Source organism: Flavobacterium sp., from assembly GCF_025352425.1.
Classification (GTDB): Bacteria; Bacteroidota; Bacteroidia; order Flavobacteriales; family Flavobacteriaceae; genus Flavobacterium.
Genome location: NZ_JANXTI010000065.1, coordinates 62,939 through 86,834, shown reverse-complemented (window position 1 = coordinate 86,834; position 23,896 = coordinate 62,939). Strand labels below are relative to the sequence as shown.

The 23,896-nt window shown below is 36.1% G+C and carries 18 protein-coding genes; 8 read left to right on the top strand and 10 right to left on the bottom strand.

Going from position 1 to position 23,896, the window contains the following annotated elements; genetic code table 11:
- Positions 1-13: 13 nt before the first annotated feature.
- Positions 14-1,657: a PNGase F N-terminal domain-containing protein gene (locus tag Q0Q99_RS09035; RefSeq protein WP_293894597.1), complete on the top strand. Its 1,644-nt coding sequence runs from the start codon at positions 14-16 to the stop codon at positions 1,655-1,657.
- Positions 1,658-1,735: 78 nt separating this feature from the next.
- Here the strand turns inward: Q0Q99_RS09035 and Q0Q99_RS09030 are convergent, their stop codons facing one another.
- The 5 genes from Q0Q99_RS09030 to Q0Q99_RS09010 form a co-directional block, all read right to left on the bottom strand.
- Positions 1,736-3,097, bottom strand: a complete 1,362-nt coding sequence (locus Q0Q99_RS09030; RefSeq protein ID WP_293894595.1) for a pyridoxal-phosphate dependent enzyme — start codon at positions 3,095-3,097, stop codon at positions 1,736-1,738.
- A 298-nt stretch (positions 3,098-3,395) separates the two neighbouring features.
- The gene (locus Q0Q99_RS09025) at positions 3,396-5,312 is read right to left on the bottom strand and encodes a putative porin (protein ID WP_293894592.1); all 1,917 of its coding nucleotides are present in this window, start codon (positions 5,310-5,312) and stop codon (positions 3,396-3,398) included.
- A 105-nt stretch (positions 5,313-5,417) separates the two neighbouring features.
- A complete protein-coding gene (locus tag Q0Q99_RS09020; protein WP_293894589.1) occupies positions 5,418-8,312 on the bottom strand; it encodes a M4 family metallopeptidase in 2,895 nt (964 codons plus the stop codon).
- Positions 8,313-8,401: 89 nt separating this feature from the next.
- The gene (locus Q0Q99_RS09015; protein WP_293894586.1) at positions 8,402-9,847 is read right to left on the bottom strand and encodes a RagB/SusD family nutrient uptake outer membrane protein; all 1,446 of its coding nucleotides are present in this window, start codon (positions 9,845-9,847) and stop codon (positions 8,402-8,404) included.
- 11 nt (positions 9,848-9,858) lie between these two features.
- The gene (locus Q0Q99_RS09010; protein WP_293894583.1) at positions 9,859-12,870 is read right to left on the bottom strand and encodes a SusC/RagA family TonB-linked outer membrane protein; all 3,012 of its coding nucleotides are present in this window, start codon (positions 12,868-12,870) and stop codon (positions 9,859-9,861) included.
- Between the two features lie 181 nt (positions 12,871-13,051).
- On the opposite strand from Q0Q99_RS09010, the gene Q0Q99_RS09005 reads away from it, so the two are divergent.
- Entirely contained in the window at positions 13,052-13,708 is a 657-nt protein-coding gene (locus Q0Q99_RS09005) for a ribonuclease HII (protein ID WP_293894580.1), read from the top strand.
- On the opposite strand, the gene lipB is transcribed toward Q0Q99_RS09005, so the two are convergent.
- Positions 13,667-14,380 carry a lipoyl(octanoyl) transferase LipB gene (lipB, locus tag Q0Q99_RS09000; RefSeq protein ID WP_293894577.1) on the bottom strand — a complete coding sequence of 238 codons (714 nt, stop codon included), beginning with the start codon at positions 14,378-14,380 and terminating at the stop codon, positions 13,667-13,669. The genes Q0Q99_RS09005 and lipB overlap by 42 nt on opposite strands.
- A 304-nt stretch (positions 14,381-14,684) precedes the next feature.
- On the opposite strand from lipB, the gene lysS reads away from it, so the two are divergent.
- The 3 genes from lysS (at position 14,685) to Q0Q99_RS08985 (ending at position 17,313) form a co-directional block, all read left to right on the top strand.
- Complete coding sequence (lysS, locus tag Q0Q99_RS08995; protein WP_293894574.1) at positions 14,685-16,376, top strand: lysine--tRNA ligase; 1,692 nt, start codon at positions 14,685-14,687, stop codon at positions 16,374-16,376.
- 100 nt (positions 16,377-16,476) lie between these two features.
- The gene (locus Q0Q99_RS08990) at positions 16,477-16,914 is read left to right on the top strand and encodes a hypothetical protein (protein ID WP_293894571.1); all 438 of its coding nucleotides are present in this window, start codon (positions 16,477-16,479) and stop codon (positions 16,912-16,914) included.
- 69 nt (positions 16,915-16,983) lie between these two features.
- A complete protein-coding gene (locus Q0Q99_RS08985; RefSeq protein ID WP_293894568.1) occupies positions 16,984-17,313 on the top strand; it encodes a hypothetical protein in 330 nt (109 codons plus the stop codon).
- Between the two features lie 53 nt (positions 17,314-17,366).
- Here Q0Q99_RS08985 and hemL read toward each other — a convergent pair whose 3' ends face one another.
- From hemL to Q0Q99_RS08965, 4 genes are all read right to left on the bottom strand, one after another.
- The gene (hemL, locus tag Q0Q99_RS08980) at positions 17,367-18,653 is read right to left on the bottom strand and encodes a glutamate-1-semialdehyde 2,1-aminomutase (protein WP_293894565.1); all 1,287 of its coding nucleotides are present in this window, start codon (positions 18,651-18,653) and stop codon (positions 17,367-17,369) included.
- Between the two features lie 19 nt (positions 18,654-18,672).
- Entirely contained in the window at positions 18,673-19,575 is a 903-nt protein-coding gene (locus Q0Q99_RS08975; RefSeq protein ID WP_293894562.1) for a glucosaminidase domain-containing protein, read from the bottom strand.
- A complete protein-coding gene (locus Q0Q99_RS08970) occupies positions 19,568-20,470 on the bottom strand; it encodes a 1-aminocyclopropane-1-carboxylate deaminase/D-cysteine desulfhydrase (protein ID WP_293894559.1) in 903 nt (300 codons plus the stop codon). Before Q0Q99_RS08970 ends, Q0Q99_RS08975 begins: the two co-directional genes overlap by 8 nt.
- 81 nt (positions 20,471-20,551) lie before the next feature.
- Positions 20,552-20,878 carry a hypothetical protein gene (locus Q0Q99_RS08965; RefSeq protein WP_293894556.1) on the bottom strand — a complete coding sequence of 109 codons (327 nt, stop codon included), beginning with the start codon at positions 20,876-20,878 and terminating at the stop codon, positions 20,552-20,554.
- A gap of 27 nt (positions 20,879-20,905) precedes the next feature.
- On the opposite strand from Q0Q99_RS08965, the gene Q0Q99_RS08960 reads away from it, so the two are divergent.
- From Q0Q99_RS08960 to Q0Q99_RS08950, 3 genes are all read left to right on the top strand, one after another.
- Positions 20,906-21,082 carry a DUF5522 domain-containing protein gene (locus Q0Q99_RS08960; RefSeq protein ID WP_293894553.1) on the top strand — a complete coding sequence of 59 codons (177 nt, stop codon included), beginning with the start codon at positions 20,906-20,908 and terminating at the stop codon, positions 21,080-21,082.
- Between the two features lie 79 nt (positions 21,083-21,161).
- The gene (locus Q0Q99_RS08955) at positions 21,162-23,138 is read left to right on the top strand and encodes a urocanate hydratase (protein WP_293894550.1); all 1,977 of its coding nucleotides are present in this window, start codon (positions 21,162-21,164) and stop codon (positions 23,136-23,138) included.
- Positions 23,139-23,202: 64 nt separating this feature from the next.
- On the top strand, positions 23,203-23,736 hold the full coding sequence (locus Q0Q99_RS08950; RefSeq protein WP_293894547.1) for a DUF4136 domain-containing protein: 534 nt from the start codon (positions 23,203-23,205) through the stop codon (positions 23,734-23,736).
- Positions 23,737-23,896: the final 160 nt, after the last annotated feature.

Genomic DNA, 23,896 nt, shown 5'->3' with positions numbered 1-23,896 from the left:
AAATCATTTTGTAATGAAAAATTTACTTTTATTTGTTTTGTTGATAGTTACCACAAAATTATTTTCACAAAGTTATAAAATCAGTTACCTGAAAAGTTCTAACGGGAGTTTGATTGAGGAACAAGATCGAATTGTTGTTTTTGCCGGAACCACACATACGCTATTGATGACTGAAAACATTAATAATCAAAATGAAACTTATCCTTTTGAGCATACCTGGATAAATAGGACAACTAATTCTTTTAAGCAGTTTGCCTCCTTAAAACGTGGCGTGATTTATACGAAAGATACCGTTTCATTAGCTGCACAGACTTTCGATTATTTGAATGAAACAAAAAAAATATTAGGTTATACCTGCAAAAAAGCAAAGACCATTGTCAACTCTAATACGATTGAGTTGTGGTATACGAATGATTTAAAAGTAAAAGGTTCTCCAATAATCTTGGGACAAAATTTAGGTTTGGTATTGGAAATAATACGAAATGGAAATTTTGTAATATCAGCAGTTAAAATAGAAAAAAATAAAGATTTAGATACTACCGAAATACGCGGTAAAGAAGTTGATGCCTTAACTTATAAAGACTTGCTGTGGAAAAGCCGCTTTACTACAATCAATGTTTTTAAAGACCAAATTATCAACTTTTCGGATGCTTCCAAATCAAACGATACTATTCTTCGATTTGCTAATGGAACTATTGCTGTTAGAAAGATTAAAATTCCACAAATAAAAGTTGGTAGCCAGATTTTTGTAGACGTAACGGAACAATCCAATGGCGATGCTTACGACAGAACGGGTTCATTTTTCATTATCCCGACGGATAGAGGAAAGTCATTTTTGGATGGCTTAAAAAACGGAGCAAAAACATTACCAATGTATAACAACGGAAATGGAAAGGAATATCAAGGAGTTGTTGCAACAGAAGATTATAGCCCGATTGTAGAATTGATGCGGTTCTTTACTCCTTTTGGCGTAAAGCAATACAACACATTACAACTTAAGGATAAAACATGGGCAGAAAATGTGCTGTATCGTCAGGATGTTTCCGATTTGAGAACCTTGTTGAGCAATCAGGAAGTTTGGATTGGAATCAATATTGGTAATTATGACAAAGGCGGTCACAAAGTGTCGGCTAATATTACGATTCATGAAGAAGAAAGCAAAGTTATTCCAACTCTAATTGTTCCTCTTTTCTGCACTACTAATATTATGGAAATGGCCGGGCAGGAATATGGAACGATGTTTAGTTCAGATAAAGGTTTGGAAGTTACTTTCAAATTAAACAAGCCAATGAAAAACTGCAAACTTCGTTACATAGCTACAGGTCACGGCGGTTGGGAAAATGGAGATGAATTTGTGACAAAGAAAAACTCAATTTATTTAGACGGTGCTGCAACATTTAGTTTTACGCCCTGGCGACAAGATTGTGGTTCCTATCGTTTGTCAAATCCAGCATCTGGAAATTTCCCTAACGGATTATCATCATCCGATTACAGTCGGGCAAATTGGTGTCCGGGAACGGTAACCAATCCAATTTTTATTGATTTAGGAAACTTAGAAGCAGGAACTCATACCATACAAATTAAGATTCCGCAAGGATTACCTGAAGGAAGCAGTTTCAGTTTCTGGAATGTTTCGGGAGTTTTGATTGGAGAATAAGAATTAAATAAAAGAAAAAAGAGGCAAGAAAAAAGATATTACTCTTGCTTCTTGCCTCTTATATCTTGCTTCTAAAAATTACTTGATAGAGCTGATAATATCGTGTTTCGTAATAATGTGATGTTTTCCGTTGCCTAAATCTACCAAAACGGCTTGGTTATCTTTGTTGATTAACTTAGACAGTTCTTCAATTGGCGTATTTGCTTTCACAATTGGATAAGGTTTACCCATGATCTCACGAATTGGCTTGTCAGCAATATCGCTGTCTTCTACGTAACTTCTGAACAAATCTGTTTCATCTAAGCTTCCCACAAAACCAGTGATATCAATTACCGGAATCTGAGAAATATTATATTTTTTCAAGCGCTCGATAGCATGTGAAACCAATTCTTCTGTACGCACAATTACCAACGGTTTGTCTTTGTGATCTTTGATAACGTCTTCAGCTGTTGTAATGTTTTCGTCCAAAAAGCCTCTTTCACGCATCCAATCATCATTGAACATTTTCCCAACATAGCGACTTCCCGAATCGTGGAATAAAACCACCACGACATCGTCTTTAGTAAAATGCTCTTTTAACTGGAGTAATCCTTTTACACATGACCCCGCAGAGTTACCCACAAAAATTCCCTCTTCCAAGGCAATTCTTCTTGTGTAAACTGCAGCATCTTTATCGGTTACTTTGGTAAAACCGTCAATGATTGAAAAGTCTACATTTTTTGGCAAGATATCTTCTCCAATACCTTCGGTGATATACGAATAGATTTCGTTCTCGTCAAAAATTCCCGTTTCATGGTATTTTTTAAATACAGAACCATAGGTATCAATTCCCCATACCTTAATATTTGGATTTTTTTCTTTCAGATATTTTCCAATTCCGGAAATAGTTCCGCCAGTTCCCACTCCAACGACGAAATGTGTAACCTTCCCATCGGTTTGTTCCCAAATTTCAGGTCCGGTTTGTTCGTAATGTGCCTGGGCATTTGATGGATTGTCATATTGATTTACGTACCATGAATTTGGAATTTCGGTGCCTAATCTTTTGGATACGGAATAATACGAACGCGGGTCAGTTGGTTCAACATCTGTAGGGCAAACAATAACTTTAGCGCCAACAGCACGTAGAATATCCATCTTTTCCTTGGATTGTTTATCTGTAATTACAAAAATACATTTGTAACCTTTTACAATGGCAGCAAGTGCTAAGCCCATTCCTGTATTTCCTGATGTTCCTTCGATGATGGTTCCTCCTGGTTTTAATCTTCCGTCAGCTTCGGCATCTTCAACCATTTTAACAGCCATTCTGTCTTTGGTGGAATTTCCCGGATTGAAGGTTTCTACTTTGGCTAAAACCAAGGCGTCAATTCCTTCTATAACTTTGTTAAGCTTTACTAATGGCGTGTTACCGATAGTTCCTAATATGTTTTCTGCGTATTTCATTATTTAGAGAATAGAGTAAAGAAGAAAGAAAAAAGATTTTCTTCTTATTTTCGACAAATGTACTGTCTATTTTGACGGTTTCCAAAAATTCAAATGGATTATCGTCTAACCCTGATTATTTGATATTAAGTGGAGGACTGCCAGTGGCAGTCAGGTATGTTTTTGTTTACAAAAAATAAAATGGTTTAATAACTAACCCTGATTGGAGAGTTTGCCGTGCAAACCGTAAAGCAGGAATTACGCCGGCTGATAATGCCCGAACCTTTCGTTCTAGATTGTTTCGAGCTTCGCAATGACTTTATTGAAAGAAATTCCAAACCAAACCAAACCGGATCATGAAATCACGATACGGATAATTTGGTGCTGTGTAGAAATTGTTTCCTGTTATTTTGGAGTTGAAATGTTCTGCTTTTAAGAAAATCCTGGTCTGACGAATCCTTGCATTGATAAAGAAATCCAGCATGGGAAAATCACCAACTTTTGTTTGATTCTGCACAAACGCTTCGGTAGTTACCGGATTGTAATCGTTAATATAATATTTGGTAAAATAATTAAACGTAAAACCCGTTTGCAGATACAGTGCTTTTTTGAAGTAATAGTTGGTAAAGTAAAGTGAATTCCTGGTCACGATTTTTGGTACATTCAGCACGTCATCTTGTTGGTCAACCTGCTGATATAATACTGTATTGTCTAAAGCCAATTTCCACCATTTGAATTCGCGGCTTACTTTCACCGACAAGTAATTAATGGTTTTATCGTATTGTTTTGGCGAGATAATTTGCTGCTGCGGGTCGGTGGCATCGTTGCTAAAATACAAATGGTCATTGATGGAACTTACCTGCAATGAAGCATCAAGCCATTGGGTTTTGGCCGTAGCTTCGATGTTATTTATTTTTTCATTTTTGAAATCATTGTACCAATTATAATCAACATAACTACTTTGATACAGATTATAAATATGATCCGGAATTTTACTTATCATTTGGTATTGAAAAACAAACTCGTTTTTATCATTGAGTTTATAGTTCAGTTTGGCATCAAAATTTGACATCGGCTGATTAGAAATCGAATTGGAATAAGTAAAGGTTCCGTTCCATTTGTTTTTTCTGTAGTCGTATTGCCCACCAACAGTGTTGATCTCGTCATTCAAAGAACTTGGAATTGTTCCTGAATTTAAAATCAATATTTTGTCGTAGTAATAATTATACCTGAAATTCTCGGCAAAAAACTGGAATTTTCCAAGCAACGAATTTTCATAAATGGCGCCAACTTTATTATACAATCTGTTATAACGTGTGTGGTCATTAATGTTTGAAGTAACATAGGAAGTGCCAAAACGTTTTACGTCATCGAGATCGCCAACAGTAGAAAGAACCGTTTGTTGATTGTATTCAAAGAATTTGTTTTCGTAATTGAATTGGTGTGTTATGTATAAATTGTTATCGGCCTTTTTGGCATTAATCCTGAAATTATGATCAAAGAAAATCCTTTTACCCTTCATAAAAGATTTGGCATCCTTTAAGTATACTTCAAGTCGGGCGCGGTTTGAATAGGCTCCATCCGCGCTTTCGAAATTCTCAATGGTAGTAATTCCGCCGTTTTCTCCATTTAAAAAATCCTGTCCGGTGAAATGAAAATTTAGATAATACCTTTTGTTCAGCGTATTATAACTTGACGTAAACCTAAAATTTCCTGTGCTTGAAAGTTGGTTGATATATTTTCCCAAAGAACGCAATCCTTTGAAAGCAACTGACATGTTAAATCGTTCCGAAGTATTTACCGTAATAAAAGCATCAAGAGATTGTCCTTGTTCCATCACGGTTTTGAAATACAACTCGGTAACCGGCGTTGCGACAGAATAATATTTAATATCGTTAACCCCTAAATAATTAAATTGTTTCCCTGAAAAGCCAATTTCAGGAAAGGAATTAAAGTTTTTCAATCCGAAATCGAGAACTGTATAGGTTTGCCCTTCGTTAGCAAAAGGCAGAAGCCCGAAAATGTCCTTGCGCAAATAATTGTATTCGTATTCTTTTTTGATGGTCAAAGAAGTGTCTACATAAGTAGTATCCTTTTGCAACGTGATAATCCTATATTGGTTGAAAGCTGCTTTAGGTTGCTTCTTTGGGACGCTTTTAGCAGCAACAGTTTGACCATCCTGAGAAAAACCAACTGAAACAATCAATAAAAAGAGTACGGTTAATAAGTATTTCATCTTAAAATATTACGGAGCAAAAATACACAAAACTATTTGTAATAAAATCATAAAAAAACCACCCCAATTAACTGGGATGGTTTTTTTAATATAATTGATTAAAAGTTACTCTTTAATAAATTTCTTACTAACCGAACCTTTGTCAGATTTAAATGTTACAAAATAAACTCCCGAAGAAAGGCTGGAAACGTCTATTACGTTATTAATCGTATTTCCTGATTTGTATATCTCTTTACCCGAAACATCATGAATGGTAATGGCGGTTAAAACAACCTGATCACTAATAGTGTAATTTAAAATTCCTTTTACCGGGTTTGGATATATGTTAGTATCGTTAATTAAAAATTCATTAGTACCTAATGAAGTTTCAATTACGAAATTATCTATAAGTGCCCCATCGTAGCTATCTGTAGCATCTGATTGGAAAACAAATCTGAATAACATATTTGACTGCGGACTTGGCGATGTAGCACCAAATGCGGAAAGATCATAACTATATTCCCTTTTTGTGCCATTGGTTGAACCACTTGCATTCATACTACCTGCATCACCCGTCCATTCACTGCCAATGCAATTTGCACAACCTGAGTTACTTGTATACCAATTAGTATTCGAATCTGTACCTAATAAATTCCATGAATTACCTCCATTCGCTGAATATTGCATGTACAAAATATCAGCACTGTATTGTAAATCAAACGCCATATCAAACTTTAAAATAGGATTTTGTGCCTGGGACAAGTCATAGCATCTTGAAGTTAGGTAAGATTTGGTGTCCGATGGATAAGGATTCGTTAAACCAGTGGCATATACATTTGAGCTGTCTGTTAAATTGGGCTTGTTCATAATACCTCTTTGCCAAACTGACAAAACAGAAATAGGTTCATTAGACGCCAATAAATTATCTGATGCTGATTCAAATGTATTTATCTGGTTAACACTTGCTGATTGATTAACAAAAATATAAGTCGATTTAGCATTATTTGAAACAACTGCATCACCTGATGTAGTGGTAGTAACATTTAATATATGTGTTCCTGCCGATAAACTTGATGTGTTGATTGTTATTTGTTGACTCCCTGTTGCGCAAGTGGAAAGACTTCCATTCCAAACTATGTTTGTATTTGTTCCTCCATCTAAGTTATAGGATATGGTAACAGATGTAAGTGTACTTGTCCCAAGATTTTTAAAACTAACAGTTTGTATAACACTTGTAACACCACAGTTCACAGAGTTATTTACGGGAAGGCTTTCCTGACTAACATCATTTGCAACACTAACATAACTATTTCCAACATTTACAGCAAACCATGCATTAGTAACTCCAGCCACTTCAGGACTGGCACTACAGTACAAACTTTTAGCTACTTCAATTGTGGCATCTCTAGCATCAAAATAAGTGGAATTTGGTGTTAGATAATCTCTTTCTGCATAATAAGCAATTTGAGACGATTTAACAATTCCTATACCTGTTACATTGTAAGTATCTCTATCTGCAATAGGAGCATTATTCGTACCTGAAGCACCCATTGTCAAAACATAAAACCAACGATTCATAACACCACTATTGCTATGTACACCACAATAATCATTTGATGTGCCTGATGGTATACAGGTTCCTTCATCTCCTGTTACTTTCCAGTTTGTCCCTTGAAAACAATCTGGATCCCCATTTGTATTTGGAGTTACCATAGAACGTAAACCTCCACTAGTAATATCTTCGCCTATTTTCCATACGGAAGCAGCTGGAACGCCTGAAAAATTTCCGGTTTTTCCAAAATGTTCAATACAGGCTCCCCAAATATCAGAATATCCTTCATTCATGGCACCAGATTGATTTTGATAAGCAAGATTTACTGTATAGGTACAAACAGCATGTCCTATTTCATGCCCACATATATCTATAGCAGTAAATGGTTTGTTAACACCGTCTCCATAGCTCATAACAGAGCCATTCCAAAAAGCATTGCTTAAAGTAGCCGCAGTTCTCTGAAAATGAACATAGTTTTTAATGATTGCATTATTGTTGTCATACCCATTACGGTTAAAAATGATTTTCCAAAAATCATATGTCATCTCAGCACCCCAATGGGCATCCAAAGCAGCATTGTCAAAGTATGAATTGGCATGTTCTGTGCTTGTCCAATTATTATCATTATCCTGAAAGTGAACATTTTGATACGTATTAACCAGTCTTTCGCAATTATAGGTCACGACCCCATTTCCTCTTGTAATATCAGATAAAACATATTTACCTAAACTGGTATTAAAAACGGTTTCAATACTTCTTGAACCACTATACTTAGTCGCAGCAGTCCCAGTTAACAATGCCTCTAATGATATCGCATTTTCATTTATACTTTTAGTTGTTTCGGATAAATGTTTAATGATTGGATTTTTATATAGTATTTTGCCCGAATGTGCATCTACAAAAATTTCTATTCTTGATAGTGGTTCTATAGAGTAGATATCAAACTTATAAGCCAATGTTATCTCACCTGTTTTAACAATTGGGAAAAACACCAGTTCTCCATTTGGCTTTTCGTAATCCATTATTTTGGCTTGCTCATTATCCTCCCAAAGGTATTTTTGAGCCCCAATATTCAACAATGCTTTATTGAAAGCAATTTGTGAAGTTAATGTTGGTACACTATTTACAGATTTAGGATTATATAACTCTGAATTGATAGAGATAACATTCCCGTTTAAGGTATGTGTTATCAATGTTCCGAATTCAATTTTAATTCCTTTGTAAAATTGTTGGTTTCTTTGGTGAACCATTCCACTTTGATCTGTTGTTTCTTTTTTTGATACAAAAGAAACCTCTGTATCTAAGCCATTCCTTTTCAAATAAAAAGCAATAGCCTCTCCCCTATTAACGGTGTTATTGAATTTATAGGATTTCTGAATACCGCTATTCTCGTTGTATTTTGTTTGTGAATTACACAAATTAAAGGAAGAAAAATAAACAACTAATAAAATTATATAATACTTTTTCATGACACAATTTTTTATTCGGGCTAAATTACAAAAAAAAAATAAAAAAGCCGACTTAAAAAAGTCGGCTTTAAAACTATAAATCAAAGTTATTAGTAACCTGGATTTTGTTGAAGATTTTCATTGATATCTATTTGATCCTGTGGAATAGGAAATTGCCATCTGAAATCACCAGCCGGTAGGTTGGTAAATTCTGCAGGTGTTCCCGTTCCATTAGAATAATGTCCATCAGTTGCACTTCTTACAACTGGTAAATTTAATCTTTTCAAAGTATAAAATCTATCCATCTCAAAAGCAAACTCCAAACGTCTTTCTAGTTGAATGGCATCATACAGTGCCTGACCTGTTTCTCCTCCGGATACAAATGGAGAATATCTATTGGAACGTATTTTATCTAATGAAGCTAAACCACCACCGTTTAGGTTGTATTCAGCCTCGGCTTTATTCAAATATACTTCTTCAATTCTCAATACTTTTATATCAACAAGATTTCTCGTTCCCGTACCTCTACCATCATATTTAGATATGTTGTTATAAGTATTCCCGGAAAAAGGACCTGTTTTTATGTAAGCCGCTTTTCTAATATCTGTAGCTAGGAATTTATCATAGAATTCTTTAGAAACTACATATTCTGATTTTATTTGAGCTCCTGCAGCTTGAGAATAAGCAACTCCTGGTGTTACACCATCAACAACATCTAATCTCAATTTGAACAATACACCCGCAGCATTAGAGTCCTCCCACAAACCATTAGTTGCGCTGGTATAGAATTGAGCACGTGTAGCAACATCTCCTGAGAAAGTTGAAATAGCTAAGTTAGCGTTATCAATACAGTTTTGCCATTGTCCCATGTATAAATATACCCTAGACAATAATGCATAAACTGCCGCTCTTCCAGGGTGACCAGTAGTAATTGTATTATCACCGATTTTATCTTTTGCAATCAATAAATCAGCTAATACCTTATCATATGACTCCTGAACTGTTAATCTTGAAGGTTTTGAAACAGGATCAACTACTTCATTATAAGCAATACCAAGTGATGCCAAGGCATCAGCAGATTGTGTTGGAATCTTTCCATAATTTCTTAATAATTCAAAGTGGTTGATTGCACGAATAAATCTTGCCTCTCCTTCAATATTATCTTTAAAAGTTCCAGCTTCTAAAACATCAAGTCTTTGTAATGTTAAATTTGCCATATTTATAGCTCTGTAACCAGAATAATAAAAATCAAAATGGCTACTACTTGGTGTAGAAGTAAATCTAAAACCATCTTTATTGGACTGTCTGCCTTGAGGATTAAGAATCAAGTTGTCTGTTGCAACTTCTGAGTCAATTAATAATTCTTCACCAAAACCATCAGCCCCACCTCTTTTAATCATGTAAGCGTAAGCTCCATTAATTGCATTGGTAAAGTCTGCTGGTTTAGCTAAAACTGTTGCATCACTTACAGCATTATATGGATAAAATGTTATATCATCTTTATTGCAAGAAATAAAAGACAATAACAAAACCGAAAATAAAAATATTTTTTTCATATTTTTTAATATTAGAAATTAATTGTTAAACCAAATAAAACAGACTTAACAGTAGGGTAGGAATATCCAGCATATGTACCAGGTATAGCAGTACCTGATTCACCATTACCAATACCAATCTCAGGATCTCCATTAAATTTTGACCAAGTGTGTAAGTTCTGCATTTGTGTGTAGATTCTAACTTTGTCTAAAGGCAAATTTTTTAATAATTTTTTACCAAAAGTATAACCAAAATTTAAGTTTCTGAAACGAATATAACTTGCGTCTTCTAGGAATCTTGTTGAATCTTGATTATTATCAACACCCGATAATTGCAATGGTGCTGGTTGTGATGCGTCTGTATTAGTTGGAGTCCAATAATCTAAAGCAGCGGCTGCTTGATTATCAGCAATAGAAACACCATCCGTTAATAAATCTCTGTATCTTAAGTTATATGTATAGTTGCCTTCTTTGAATACAAAGTCCGTAGAAACATCAAAACCTTTAAATTCAAATTCCATACCGAAACCACCTTCATATTTTGCATAAGGAGTTTTATCATCTAATAAAACTCTATCGTTAGCACTGTACACATTTGTGACAGCACCATTAACATCATAATACAAAGCATCTCCATTTGTTGAATCAACTCCTGCGTAACGAACTAGGTAAAATGAATCCGGGCTATATCCAATTCTATTTATTGTAAATCCTCTAATTGCTTCAGTAGTTGGATCATTCAATTTAATGATGTGTCTATCAAACTTTGCAGCATTAACATAGAAAGATAAGTTTACATCTTGGCTCTTAATTGCAAAAGCTTTTAACTCAATTTCAAATCCTTTTGCTTCCCAGTCACCAGCATTTCTTGTAACATTGAGTTCTTCTCCTGGAGTAGTAACATCTGCAAAAAGGAAGGCTTTCCTTTTGTCTTTAAAATAAGATGCCGTTAAAGCAATATAGTCTTTGAATAATCTGGTTTCAAAACCAAGATCTAATTTTTCTACTTGTTCAAATCGCAGAGAAGTATTACCAATTCTATCATTATTATATACAGTACCTATACCTCCACCATAGTTAGTAGTTACATAAGTTGATATGTTTCCATATCTAACAGCTCCGTTTGTTGAGTTTAATTGTCCTAACGAAGCTCTTAATTTCAAGAAAGTAATTGGTTTGAATTTAAAGAAACTTTCTTTGGATACAACCCAACCAATGGATCCTGCTTTTGCAAAAATATTATTAGTGTTAGCACCTAATAATGAAGACCAGTCATTTCTTCCACTAACAGACAATAAATATTTGCCTTTATAATCATAATCAACAACACCTAGAATTGCATAAGCTGCTTCTTCTGATCTTCCTGAAGTGGCAGCTGTTGGTATAGTTCCAGCTGTTGGATAATCCCCTGCAAATCCTTTTCGGGTGGCAGCATATGATCTAAAATTGCTATAAGTATAATCATAAAGACCTCTAACATCAAAATTGTGGTTTTCACCAATTTTAAATTTGTAGTTAGCAGTGTTAGTCCATTGCATATCTATATTGTCATAACCATTATCCGTTTTAGAACCTGGTGCTGTTGGATCTCCCACATAACCATCAAGAACAGAACCTGGTTTGTTAAAATACTCTCTTTGGTATCTTTCGTAATTGATAGCAAAACTAGTATTAAAAGTTAATCCTTTTAATAGTTTTAACTCAATATAAGGTCTTACATATGATCTGAAAAATCTTGTTTCTTCAGGATTGTTTCTTAATGCTTCGCCAATAGGGAAACCAGTATGTGTTAAATTATAAGTCGGATTACCATCCGCATCTAAAACTAATTCACCAGTATCAGGATCACTATCAAACTCAGGCTCATAACCATTATACCACATCATAGCAGCAAAAGGGTTTTGCGAATTGTATCTATCTCTTGGTAATGTGTTAGTTTCATAAGATCCTCTAACGCTAAAACCAAATTTAAAATAATCCGTAGCTTGGTAATCACTATTAAATGCTGCAGTTATTTTATTGTAACCTTTGATTCCTTTAATAATACCTGTATCTTTATTATATCCTAATGAAAAGAAATTAGAAGTTTTCTCAGTCCCACCACTAACAGAAAAACTAAAATTCTGTAAAGCACCATGTCTAAGTAATGTATTCTGCCAATTATGATCAAACGATTGTAATATGGCTAATTGAGCCGGAGTAGCATCAAAACCTGGCCCCTCACCTAAATCTTGCTCATATTGTAATTTTTGAGCTGTAGTCATCATGTCAAAAGGATCTTTAAGTCTTTCAGTATAGCCAATTGAATTTGTTATTTCAAATTTAGCTTTTGAACCCGTTTTACCTCTTCTGGTTGTAATGACAACAACACCATTACCTCCTTTTGCACCATATAGAGCAGCAGCAGCAGCATCCTTAATAACAGATACCGTTTCAATATCTCCCGGAGCAATAGCTGAAGCCTCAGATTCACTTACATAAGCACCATCTACCACATAAGCAGCACCTGCATATCCGCCCGTAATACTCACGTTACCTCTAATAGTAACATAAGCGCCTTGACCTGGCATACCATTTCTAGCTGTTACCTGTACACCTGCAGCTTTTCCTTGAAGCGCATTTGTGAAGGCTAACGAAGGAGTCTGCTTTGTAAATTCCTCACCTGAAACAGTTGAAATTGAAGAAGTAACCTTGTTAGCGTCTTTCTTGAAATAACCTAAATTGGTTTGAATTACAACTTCGGCAAGTTCCACTCCTTCCTGAAGTTTAACGTTAACGTTGTTTGCAGCCCCAACAGTAACTCTTGCGTCAGACGAACCAACATAAGAAATTACAAGAACTTCTCCTGCTTTTGCCTTAATGGAATATTTTCCATCAAAATCTGTTTGTGTACTTCTAGTTGTTCCTTTAACGACAACATTTGCACCAGGTACCGGTCCAGAATTATCCGAAACAACACCCGTTACAGTTTTCTCTTGTGCAAACGAAAACTGCATTGATAACGCTAATAATAGCGTAAAAATCCATTTGAACTTCGATCTCATATTAATTTTATTTGAGTTAGTTATTTTGCAAACTTCTTAATTATTTCTTAATTAACCAAATATTAACAGTAAATAATGGTTCTAATTAATGTTAATGTTTTCGTTTGTTTTGTAACTCTCGATGATGATACAATTATTTGTGAAGGGTTGCGTCCGTTTTTATATTTTTGCAAAAAAATAAATGCTCAAATTTAAGTTTTCAGATTTTGGGGTGGAATGTGGTACTGATGAAGCTGGGCGTGGTTGCCTTGCTGGTCCGGTCACCGCTGCAGCTGTTATTCTGCCTGATGGATTTGAATTAAGTTTGTTAAATGATTCCAAACAACTTTCTGAAAAAATAAGAGAACAGCTTAAACCACTAATCGAAAGCAAGGCAATCTGTTTTTCGGTCACTCATCTCGAAGCGGGTATTATTGACGAAATAAACATTTTAAATGCTTCTATTAAAGCGATGCACCATTGCATAGACAAATTGAATCCCACACCTCATTACATAATAGTAGACGGGAATAGGTTCAAGGACATAAACAACATCCCGTATTCTACCATTGTAAAGGGTGATAGTAAATTTATGAGTATAGCCGCTGCTTCTGTCTTGGCAAAAACATATAGGGACGAATATATGTGTACCATTCATGAGGAATTTCCAATGTACAACTGGAAACAGAATAAAGGGTATCCAACAATTGAACACCGCGAAGCCATAAGAAAATATGGCACAACGAAATACCATCGGATGAGCTTCCGCCTGTTACCGGAGCAATCCGAATTGGAATTTGAAAATGATGAGGCTTTTTTAGATTGCAGCGTTAAGTTTGTGAAGACTGCATTCAAATAGCGTAGCAAAATGTTTTAGTATCTTTGCTTTAACTTCTTCTTCATTGACTTCCTTTCCAAGCTCTACATGCATTGAAGTAACTGCTTTCCCTTTTATGCCACAAGGAATAATATTATCGAAGTAACCCAAATTCGCATTTACATTTAAAGCAAAACCATGCATCGTTACCCAGCGGCTGGCACGAACACCCATGGCACAAATTTTTCGGGCAAATGGTGTTCCCACATCAAGCCATACTCCAGTTTCGCCTTCACTCCTCGTGCCTATTATAGCATATTCAGCTAAAGTCAGTATGATAACTTCTTCCAGAAAACGCAAATATTTATGGATATCGGTAAAGAAGTTTTCTAGATCCAATATTGGATAACCAACAATCTGTCCCGGGCCATGATAGGTAATATCTCCGCCACGGTTAATTTTATAAAAGGTTGCGCCTTTTGCTTCCAATTGCTTTTCAGATAAAAGCAGGTTCCTCATATCGCCGCTTTTTCCTAAGGTATAAACGTGTGGATGCTCAACAAACAGAAAATAGTTGGGCGTTTCCAATTGGGTTTCGTCCCTTCGATTTTGAATTTTTATATCTACAATATGCTTAAATAATTCTTCCTGATAATCCCAGGTTTTTTTATAATCCTTATTCCCTAAATCCTGAAGTTGAATTTCCTTGTTCATTTTTTCAATATGAGATTACAAAATTACGATTTTCTATTGGGTTTTCTCCCACCTTTGTTCGGATGTTGTTCCCAAAAAAGGCCTGTTTTGCGAACAATACCCGAACGATACCCGAACAACACCCGAAGAGAGGTATAAAAACTGTCGGTTTTAGGTGTCATTAGGTGTCAAAATGCGTCGTTGGGTGTCAAAATGGACCATTAGGTGTCACTAAGTGTCATTAGCTGTGATCGTTCTGCAAAAAAAATTTCCACTTTGAAACTTTAACACTAATACCTATCTTTGCTCGCTTAAATACAAGAACATGCAACTTTCGGAACAAGAAATCATCAGAAGAGAAAAACTGAACGCACTTCGCGGACTGGGAATCAACCCTTATCCAGCGGATTTATTTCCTGTAAACCATACTTCAAAGCAGGTTAAGGAAAACTTTGAGGAAGGTAAGAAGGTTATCGTTGCCGGTCGTTTGATGAGTGTTAGAGATCAGGGAAAAGCGTGTTTTGCCGAACTACAGGATAGCGAAGGCCGAATCCAATTGTATTTAAACCGTGATATGCTTTGTCCTGAAGAAGACAAAACTTTGTACAATCAGGTTTTTAAAAAACTAACCGACTTAGGTGATTTCATTGGCATTGAAGGTGAATTGTTTACAACCCAGGTTGGTGCCAAATGCATTCGCGTGGAGAATTTTACCTTTTTAAGCAAAACATTACGTCCGTTGCCATTGCCAAAAACAGATGAGGAAGGAAATGTACACGATGCCTTTAATGATGCCGAATTGCGTTACCGAATGCGTTATGTTGATTTGGTGGTAAATCCACACGTGAAGGAAGTTTTTATGAAAAGAACAAAACTGTTCGCCGCAATGAGAACCTTCTTTAACAACGCCGGTTACATTGAAGTTGAAACGCCGGTTTTACAATCTATTCCCGGTGGAGCAGCAGCTCGTCCTTTTATAACACACCACAATGCGTTGGACATTCCTTTGTATTTGAGAATTGCAAATGAATTGTATCTGAAAAGATTAATCGTTGGTGGATTCGACGGTGTATATGAGTTTTCGAAGAACTTCAGAAACGAAGGAATGGACAGAACGCACAATCCTGAGTTTACTGCAATGGAAATTTATGTAGCCTACAAAGACTACAACTGGATGATGGAAATGACCGAAAACTTATTGGAATATTGTGCCAATGAAGTAAACGGCACTACTGAAGCAACATTTGGCGAACACAAAGTGAACTTCAAAGCACCTTATGCTAGAGTTACAATGACCGATGCCATCAAACAATTTACGGGTTTTGATATTTCGGGAAAAAACGAAGCAGAACTGTTTGAAGCTGCAAAATCAATGCATATTGAAGTGGATAAAACCATGGGCAAAGGAAAGCTGATTGATGAAATCTTTGGAGCAAAATGCGAAGGGAATTTTATTCAGCCAACGTTCATTACCGATTATCCAAAAGAAATGTCTCCGCTATGCAAAGAACACAGAAATAATCCGGAATTGACAGAACGTTTTGAGTTGATGGTCTGCGGAAAAGAAATTGCCAATGCCTATTCAGAATTGAATGATCCAATTGACCAACGAGAGCGTTTTGAGGCACAAATGGCTTTGGCAGAAAAAGGTGATGACGAAGCAAACGGAATTATAGATGAAGACTTTTTAAGAGCTTTAGAATACGGAATGCCGCCAACTTCAGGATTGGGAATTGGAATGGACCGACTGATAATGTTCTTGACCAATAATCCTTCCATTCAGGAAGTGTTGTTCTTCCCGCAAATGCGCCCGGAGAAAAAACAATTAGATTTGACCGAAGACGAAAAACTCATTATTGGGTTATTAAAAGCAGAAAATAATCAACCTATAACGCAACTCAAAGATAAATCAGCGTTAAGCGGGAAAAAATGGGATGCCGCCATGAAAGGTCTGGCAAAACATGGTTTAACCAAAGTTGCTGTTGACGGAGAAAATAAAACGGTGGTTTTGAATTAACGAAAATCTCAATTGAGTTCTTCTTCATAAAATTTCGTTAGTCATTAAACCTTTTAAAACCATCGTCGTCCTATGGACACAAATTATAAAAACATATAAAATGAAAAAAGTAATTGTCGCTGCATTATTAGTTGTTGGAATAACAGCATTTGCACAAGAAAAAGAAGGAAGAAGAGCTGGAGGAGGTGAATTAACTTCGGAACAAAAAGTTGATTTTCAGGTAAAAAAATTGACTAAGGATTTGGACTTAAACGAAAAGCAAGTCAAGGATGTTAAAGTTTTAGTGAGTAAAGAAGTAGAAAAAAGAGAAGCCAAAAGAGCCGAAATGAAAGAGCTTTTGACAAAAAAAAGAGACGAAATGAAAGCTCGAAGAGAAGCCGAACAAGCTACTCTAGCCGCAGAAATGAAAAAAATATTAACTGCGGAACAGTATACTAAATGGGAAAAGATACGTGAAGAAAGAAAAGATAACTTTAAAGAAAAGATGACAGAAAGAAGAGAAAAAAGAAAATCACACAATCTTCCGGAAAGTAAATAAAAATAAATTTTGAGTTTACACCAAAATAAATTAGTTTTGGACTTATTAATTCAACTAAAAATTTACACAATGAAAAAAATAATTGCTGCTTTAACATTTATGTTAGCATTTTCTATTAATGCAAGTGCCCAAGACAAAAACACTCCATCAGCATATGATAAGGGGAAAAAAGAAGCCGCTGAGTTAAGTGAATTTTTAGGATTAGAACAAATTCAAAGTGATAATTTCGCAAGACTTTTTGAACAAAAAATAATTGTTCTGGATGACAAAAATCTTTCTCCGGAAAGAAGAGCAGAATTTTCAAGAGTTGTCGAAGCAAAAATAAGAGCGACTTTGGACGGAAAACAAATGGAAAAATTAGAAAAAAACACAGTTTTGTTAGAAAAATTAACACACTAATATTTTCAATATTAGCAATAAAAAAAGTCCCATTAATTTGGGACTTTTTTTATTTATAACGTCTTAGCGACTTTATCTATAGCAGCAATGGTAAAATCCAAATCATCATAGGTTAAGGCATCAGTGATAAACCAGGTTTCGTAGGCCGAAGGCGCAATATAAACCCCTTCATTCAACAAACCATGAAAGAACTTTTTAAACGTTTCATTATCCCCATTCTTAGCCGTATTAAAATCATAAACGGGATTCGCGTCAAAATGTACTGAAATCATAGAACCCACTCTATTAATTGTAAACACAACATTATTAGAAGTTAGTACTTTCTCAATTCCTTTGTGTAGATACGCCGTTTTTTCATCCAATCTTGTGAAAATATCCGAATCATTATTTAAAGTCTGGAGCATCGCAAAACCGGCAGCCATTGCCAACGGATTTCCGGAAAGCGTTCCGGCCTGATAAACCGGCCCAAGCGGTGATAAATAATCCATGATTTCCTTTCTTGCTGCAAACGCACCAACGGGTAAACCGCCACCGATAACTTTACCAAAACAAACGATATCGGCTCTAACATTGAGCAATTCCTGAACGCCGCCTTTTGCCAATCGGAATCCCGTCATCACTTCGTCAAAAATCAGCAATGTGCCGTTCTCGTCACAAAGTTGTCTTAACGATTGCAAAAATCCCGCTAATGGCGGTACACAACCCATATTTCCGGCAACGGGTTCAATAATGATAGCAGCAATTTCACTTTTATTGGCATCAAATAATGCTTTTACATTTTCTACATCATTAAAAGCAGCAAGCAATGTATCCTTCGCTGTACCTTGGGTTACTCCGGGAGAATTTGGTGTTCCGAAAGTACTTGCGCCACTTCCGGCCTGAATTAAAAAAGAATCCGAATGCCCGTGATAGCAGCCGGCAAATTTTATGATTTTATCTCTTTTTGTAAAACCTCTTGCCAAACGAATAGCGCTCATACAAGCTTCGGTTCCGGAGTTTACAAAACGTATTTTATCGATATTTGGCACCATTGAAACTGCCAGTTCAGCAATCTTAGTCTCCAATTCAGTTGGCATTCCAAATGAAGTTCCTTTTTTAGCCTTGTCAATTATGGCATCAACAACGGGCTGAAAAGCATGTCCTAAAATCATTGGACCCCAGGAGTTGATATAGTCAATTAACCTATTATCATCTTCATCATAAAGATAGGCACCTTTGGCACTTTTGGCGAAAATTGGGGTTCCGCCAACACCTTTAAACGCGCGTACCGGGGAATTTACGCCGCCGGGAATAACTTTTTCAGCTTCAGCAAATAACTGACTGCTTCTTTGATAAATCATATTTGGAATGTGGATTTTATTATTTGACAATAATACTTTGACCGAGAGAAATAGTATTATCAGTTAAGTTATTTTTCTTTTTCAATTCGTCAATTGAGATGTTAAATTTCCTGGAAATAGAATACAATGAATCGCCCTTGATAACCGTATATTTTTGAACATCATCGTTGTATGCAATTGATTTACTTACAACCGTTGTGGTGGGTACAAAATCTTTTCCTAAAACTTCCGCGTCGAATTTATTTAACTGGTATTTTTCTATTAATCCAATAAGTTTGTCTGGATATTTTGAATCGGTTGCATAACCCGCTGCTTTCAGTCCATAAGCCCAACTTCGATAATCGTCTTTTTCAAATTCAAAAAGCTCGGCATATCTTGGCCTGCTGGTTAAAAAATAAGAATGATCTTTAAAAGACTCACTTGGTTGGTCGTATTTTCTAAAACATTCATCTTCAGCATCATCAGAATATTTAATACTTGGCCCCGTCCATTCCTTATGGCATTTAATACCAAAATGATTATTGGCCTGAACGCTCAACGGTCCGGTTCCCGCTCCCGATTCTAATAGTGCCTGACCCAATGTGATACTGGCAGGAATTCCTGATCTAACCATATTCTCTTTCGCAACATTTTTATAATTTTCGATGTAGGCTAAGACCATTGCAGTAGTAACTTTTACTCTTGTTGTAGCTTCTAAAACTTCAGTACCATTGGAGTAATTGGCAACATTTGGTGAATCTTTCTTTGTAATTGCAACTGAATTATTCACAGTGGCAGGTCTATAAATTGGTTTTCTGACGCGTTGAACCACCGGAGCTTCTGACTTTCTTGGGTCAGGTTTTGTTGTTCTGACAACTGAATGATTTGCACTACACGACGCAACGAAAATCATAAGCAGTACTAAAAGTGTTTTCTTAATCATAAATTGTAATTTGTAATTGTTTTTTGTGTTTCAATAAATTATTCATTCCGGCAATTCCTTGTAAACCACCGGTATGAATAACCAGTACTTTTGAGTTTTCGGGAAAATAATTCTTATCAATTAAATCCATAACCCCAAACATCATCTTTCCTGTATAAATTGGATCTAACGGGATTTTATATTTTTTATAAAATTCATTAATAAAGAGTATCAATTCTTCCGAAACTTTAGCATAACCCTCAAAATGATAGGCCGTAATCAAATCCCATTTTGTGCCGGAAACAAATTTACAAATATCTTCTCTTAGAAAATCACCTTTTAATACAGGGAAACCCAAAACTTGTTGACTATCTTTTGAACAATTTATTAGGCCCGAAACGGTTCCTCCCGTGCCAACGGCACAACAAATATAATCGAACTTGTCTTCAGTTTCTGTTAAAATTTCTTCGCAACCTTTAACCGCTAAATCGTTGGTTCCGCCTTCCGGAATTAAATAAAAGTCTCCAAATTTTTCTGTCAATAGCCGGGTGAATTCCGGGCTGCTTTTTTCTTTGTAAATTTCTCTGCGCACGAACTCAAAAACCATTCCGAGATCGCTGGCCTTTTTCAAGGTTGGGTTTTCTAAAACCTTATCTTTCAGTTCTTCTCCGCGGATGATTCCAATAGTTTTGAATCCTTGTTCTTTCCCCGCAGCCGCAACTGCCAGAATATGATTGGAAAAAGCACCTCCAAAAGTCAAAAGCGTTTCTTTATTTTCATTTTTCGCCTGCTGGAGATTATATTTTAATTTTCTGATTTTATTTCCTGAAATAAGCGGATGAAGTAAGTCTTCCCTTTTTATATAAAGCGAGATATTGGTGTTTTCTAAATTGATTTTCTGATTATAGCTTTCCAAAAAAATATTTTTTCAAAAGTAGCTTATGTAAATCATTTTACACAATTTCAATTAAATGAATCTGTAATTGTTGACCAACGCCTACAAATAGTTTAAAAACTTCCAAAAAGACCTACGCGTTAAATAGTTTAGGTCTTTTTCATTTGCATACGCTTCCCGTTCAAAAGAAATATTCCTATATGCGGCATTCTTGTCTTTATAAATAAACCATTTAACCAAATACTCTATTCCGTACCAAATAAAAAAAGGCAAAATTAATAACTGCATCTGCTGACGGATATGGATTTTTTCATGATTAATCATTACCGGATTTTGCTTCAAATGGTTTTCTGAAACGATAATAAAAGGGAACAAAGTTATCCCTCGAAAACCTTTTGGAATTAAATATCTTGAAACGATTACAAACATTTGTTATAATGCTTTAAATTTGTGGCTATGGATGAGCAAAATAATGAAAATAAACTAATCGAAGGTGAAGATTTCTATTTCACACCCGAAGGTTATAAATGTTTCACCGAAAAATATCACTTGAGACGCGGCTATTGCTGCAAAAGTGGCTGCCGTCATTGTCCATACGGATTCGATAAAAAAACAGGAACTATTAAAAAATAATTGGGCGTTACCACAAGGGTCGGGCTGTCCGCGCTACACGGTAGCCAGCTCCCATCCCTAACGCGAAACACAGCTTAAAATGACATTTCAGGAACAAATACAACAAGGAATTCCAGCTACACTGCCAAATCCTAAACCATACGAAGCCGAAATAAATCACGCGCCAAAACGAAAGGAAATCCTTTCTGATGAAGAGAAAAAACTAGCGTTGAAAAATGCCTTGCGCTACTTCGAGCCACAACATCACGCCACTTTACTTCCCGAATTCAAAGAAGAATTAGAAAAATATGGTCGCATCTATATGTATCGTTTTCGTCCTGATTATAAAATGTATGCGCGTCCCATTTCTGAATATCCGGGGAAATGTGAACAAGCAAAAGCCATTATGCTGATGATTCAAAACAATTTGGATTATGCAGTTGCTCAACATCCACACGAGTTAATTACCTATGGCGGAAATGGAGCTGTTTTTCAAAACTGGGCACAATACCTACTTACGATGCACTATTTGGCAGAAATGACCGAAGAGCAAACCTTGACGATGTATTCTGGTCATCCAATGGGATTGTATCCATCTCATAAAGAGGCACCAAGAGTTGTCGTTACTAACGGAATGGTAATTCCAAATTATTCGCAACCTGACGATTGGGAAAAAATGAATGCCCTGGGCGTTTCCCAATACGGACAAATGACTGCCGGCAGCTATATGTATATCGGCCCACAAGGAATCGTTCACGGAACAACAATTACTGTTCTTAACGGATTCAGAAAAATTAAAAAAGTACCAAAAGGCGGTTTATTTGTTACTTCCGGTTTAGGCGGAATGTCGGGCGCACAACCAAAAGCGGGAAACATTGCCGGATGCGTGACCGTTTGTGCCGAAGTCAATCCAAAAATTACACACATCCGTCACTCACAAGGCTGGATAAATGAAGTAATTGAAAACATCAACGATCTAGTTACAAGAGTCAAAAAATCGCTTCGTGATCAAGAAACAGTTTCTATCGCCTATTTAGGAAATATAGTTGATGTTTGGGAAAGTTTCGATCAGGAAAATATACATATTGATTTAGGTTCTGATCAATCTTCCCTACATAATCCATGGGCTGGCGGCTATTATCCGGCTGGAATTTCTTTTGAGGATGCCAACGAAATGATGGCGAACAATCCGGCTAAGTTCAAAGAAGAAGTCCAAAAAACTTTACGACGTCACGCCAAAGCTATCAATAAACACACCGAAAAAGGAACCTATTTCTTTGATTACGGAAATGCTTTTCTGTTAGAAGCTTCCAGAGCTGGCGCCGATGTAATGGCTGCAAACGGAATCGATTTCAAATACCCGAGTTATGTGCAGGATATTATGGGACCAATGTGTTTTGATTACGGGTTTGGACCGTTTCGTTGGGTTTGCGCCTCCGGAAATCCTGAAGATTTAGAGAAGACGGATAAAATTGCCTGTGATGTTCTGGAGGAAATGATGAAAGACTCACCTTCCGAAATCAAACAGCAAATGGCAGATAACATCCAATGGATAAAAGGCGCACAGGAAAATAAATTAGTCGTTGGTTCACAAGCCCGAATCCTATACGCCGATGCAGAAGGACGAATAAAAATCGCAGAAGCTTTCAATCAGGCAATTGCCCTTGGCGAAATTGGTTATGTAGTTCTAGGTCGTGATCATCATGACGTTTCCGGAACGGATTCTCCTTATAGGGAAACTTCCAACATCTATGACGGTTCGCGGTTTACTGCTGATATGGCAATCCAAAACGTAATTGGCGACAGTTTCCGTGGTGCTACCTGGGTTTCTATCCATAATGGCGGAGGCGTTGGGTGGGGCGAGGTAATTAACGGGGGATTTGGTATGGTTCTTGATGGATCTGCGGACGCGTCAAGACGCTTAGAGTCAATGCTTTTCTGGGATGTTAATAACGGGATTTCAAGAAGAAATTGGGCCAGAAATGAAGGAGCAATTTTTGCAATAAAAAGAGCCATGGCTACGCAACCTTTATTAAAAGTTACCATCCCTAACATAGTTGACGATTCGTTGTTTTAGTTTGGAATTAAAGTTTTTGATTCTAAGCTAAATTTTGAACTAGAAACTTAAATAAATTATAGCTATGAAAACATTAAAAATTTTACCGTTACTTCTTCTCTTTGTTTTTTCCTCATGCTGCTCTGTTAGTGTGAATTCCGATTATGACAAAAAAGTAGATTTTTCGCCCTACAAAACTTATGCTTTCCATAAAACCGGAATAGACAAAGCCGAGATTTCCGATTTAGATAAAAAGAGAATCCTTCGCTCTATTGATGAAGTAATGACTTCAAAAGGATTTACAAAAAGTGAAAACCCTGATTTGTTGATTGCCTTTTTTACCAAAGAAAGAGAGCAAGTTAATGTAAACCAATACAATGCCGGATGGGGTTATGGCTGGGGCTACGGATGGAATCCTTATTTATGGGGCGGAAACACATCAGTTTCAAGATATACAGAAGGAACTTTATACGTCGACATCATCGATGCAAAGAAAAAAGAATTGATTTGGCAGGGTGAAGGTCAGGGCACTTTGACAAAAGACACCAATAAAAAGGATGAAAAAATAAAGGAGTTTGTTTCTAAGATTTTAGAACAGTATCCACCGCAGAAGAAGTAGGCAGTTCGCAGTCACAATTAGCAAAAATAGATAACCGTAACATTTATTATTACGGTTTTTATTTTGTTTTTTCTAGCCCCGATAGTAATGGAAATCCTTTTTTGATTTTCCTGTAGCGAAGCGAAAGGGAAACCCAAAAAAGATTGCAATGAATAGCGGG

Coding starts and splice junctions, on each gene's coding strand:
- Q0Q99_RS09035 (WP_293894597.1), top strand. CDS start 14: ATGAAAAATTTACTTTTATTTGTTTTGTTGATAGTTACCACAAAATTA.
- Q0Q99_RS09030 (WP_293894595.1), bottom strand. CDS start 3,097: ATGAAATACGCAGAAAACATATTAGGAACTATCGGTAACACGCCATTA.
- Q0Q99_RS09025 (WP_293894592.1), bottom strand. CDS start 5,312: ATGAAATACTTATTAACCGTACTCTTTTTATTGATTGTTTCAGTTGGT.
- Q0Q99_RS09020 (WP_293894589.1), bottom strand. CDS start 8,312: ATGAAAAAGTATTATATAATTTTATTAGTTGTTTATTTTTCTTCCTTT.
- Q0Q99_RS09015 (WP_293894586.1), bottom strand. CDS start 9,847: ATGAAAAAAATATTTTTATTTTCGGTTTTGTTATTGTCTTTTATTTCT.
- Q0Q99_RS09010 (WP_293894583.1), bottom strand. CDS start 12,870: ATGAGATCGAAGTTCAAATGGATTTTTACGCTATTATTAGCGTTATCA.
- Q0Q99_RS09005 (WP_293894580.1), top strand. CDS start 13,052: ATGCTCAAATTTAAGTTTTCAGATTTTGGGGTGGAATGTGGTACTGAT.
- lipB (WP_293894577.1), bottom strand. CDS start 14,380: ATGAACAAGGAAATTCAACTTCAGGATTTAGGGAATAAGGATTATAAA.
- lysS (WP_293894574.1), top strand. CDS start 14,685: ATGCAACTTTCGGAACAAGAAATCATCAGAAGAGAAAAACTGAACGCA.
- Q0Q99_RS08990 (WP_293894571.1), top strand. CDS start 16,477: ATGAAAAAAGTAATTGTCGCTGCATTATTAGTTGTTGGAATAACAGCA.
- Q0Q99_RS08985 (WP_293894568.1), top strand. CDS start 16,984: ATGAAAAAAATAATTGCTGCTTTAACATTTATGTTAGCATTTTCTATT.
- hemL (WP_293894565.1), bottom strand. CDS start 18,653: ATGATTTATCAAAGAAGCAGTCAGTTATTTGCTGAAGCTGAAAAAGTT.
- Q0Q99_RS08975 (WP_293894562.1), bottom strand. CDS start 19,575: ATGATTAAGAAAACACTTTTAGTACTGCTTATGATTTTCGTTGCGTCG.
- Q0Q99_RS08965 (WP_293894556.1), bottom strand. CDS start 20,878: ATGTTTGTAATCGTTTCAAGATATTTAATTCCAAAAGGTTTTCGAGGG.
- Q0Q99_RS08960 (WP_293894553.1), top strand. CDS start 20,906: ATGGATGAGCAAAATAATGAAAATAAACTAATCGAAGGTGAAGATTTC.
- Q0Q99_RS08955 (WP_293894550.1), top strand. CDS start 21,162: ATGACATTTCAGGAACAAATACAACAAGGAATTCCAGCTACACTGCCA.
- Q0Q99_RS08950 (WP_293894547.1), top strand. CDS start 23,203: ATGAAAACATTAAAAATTTTACCGTTACTTCTTCTCTTTGTTTTTTCC.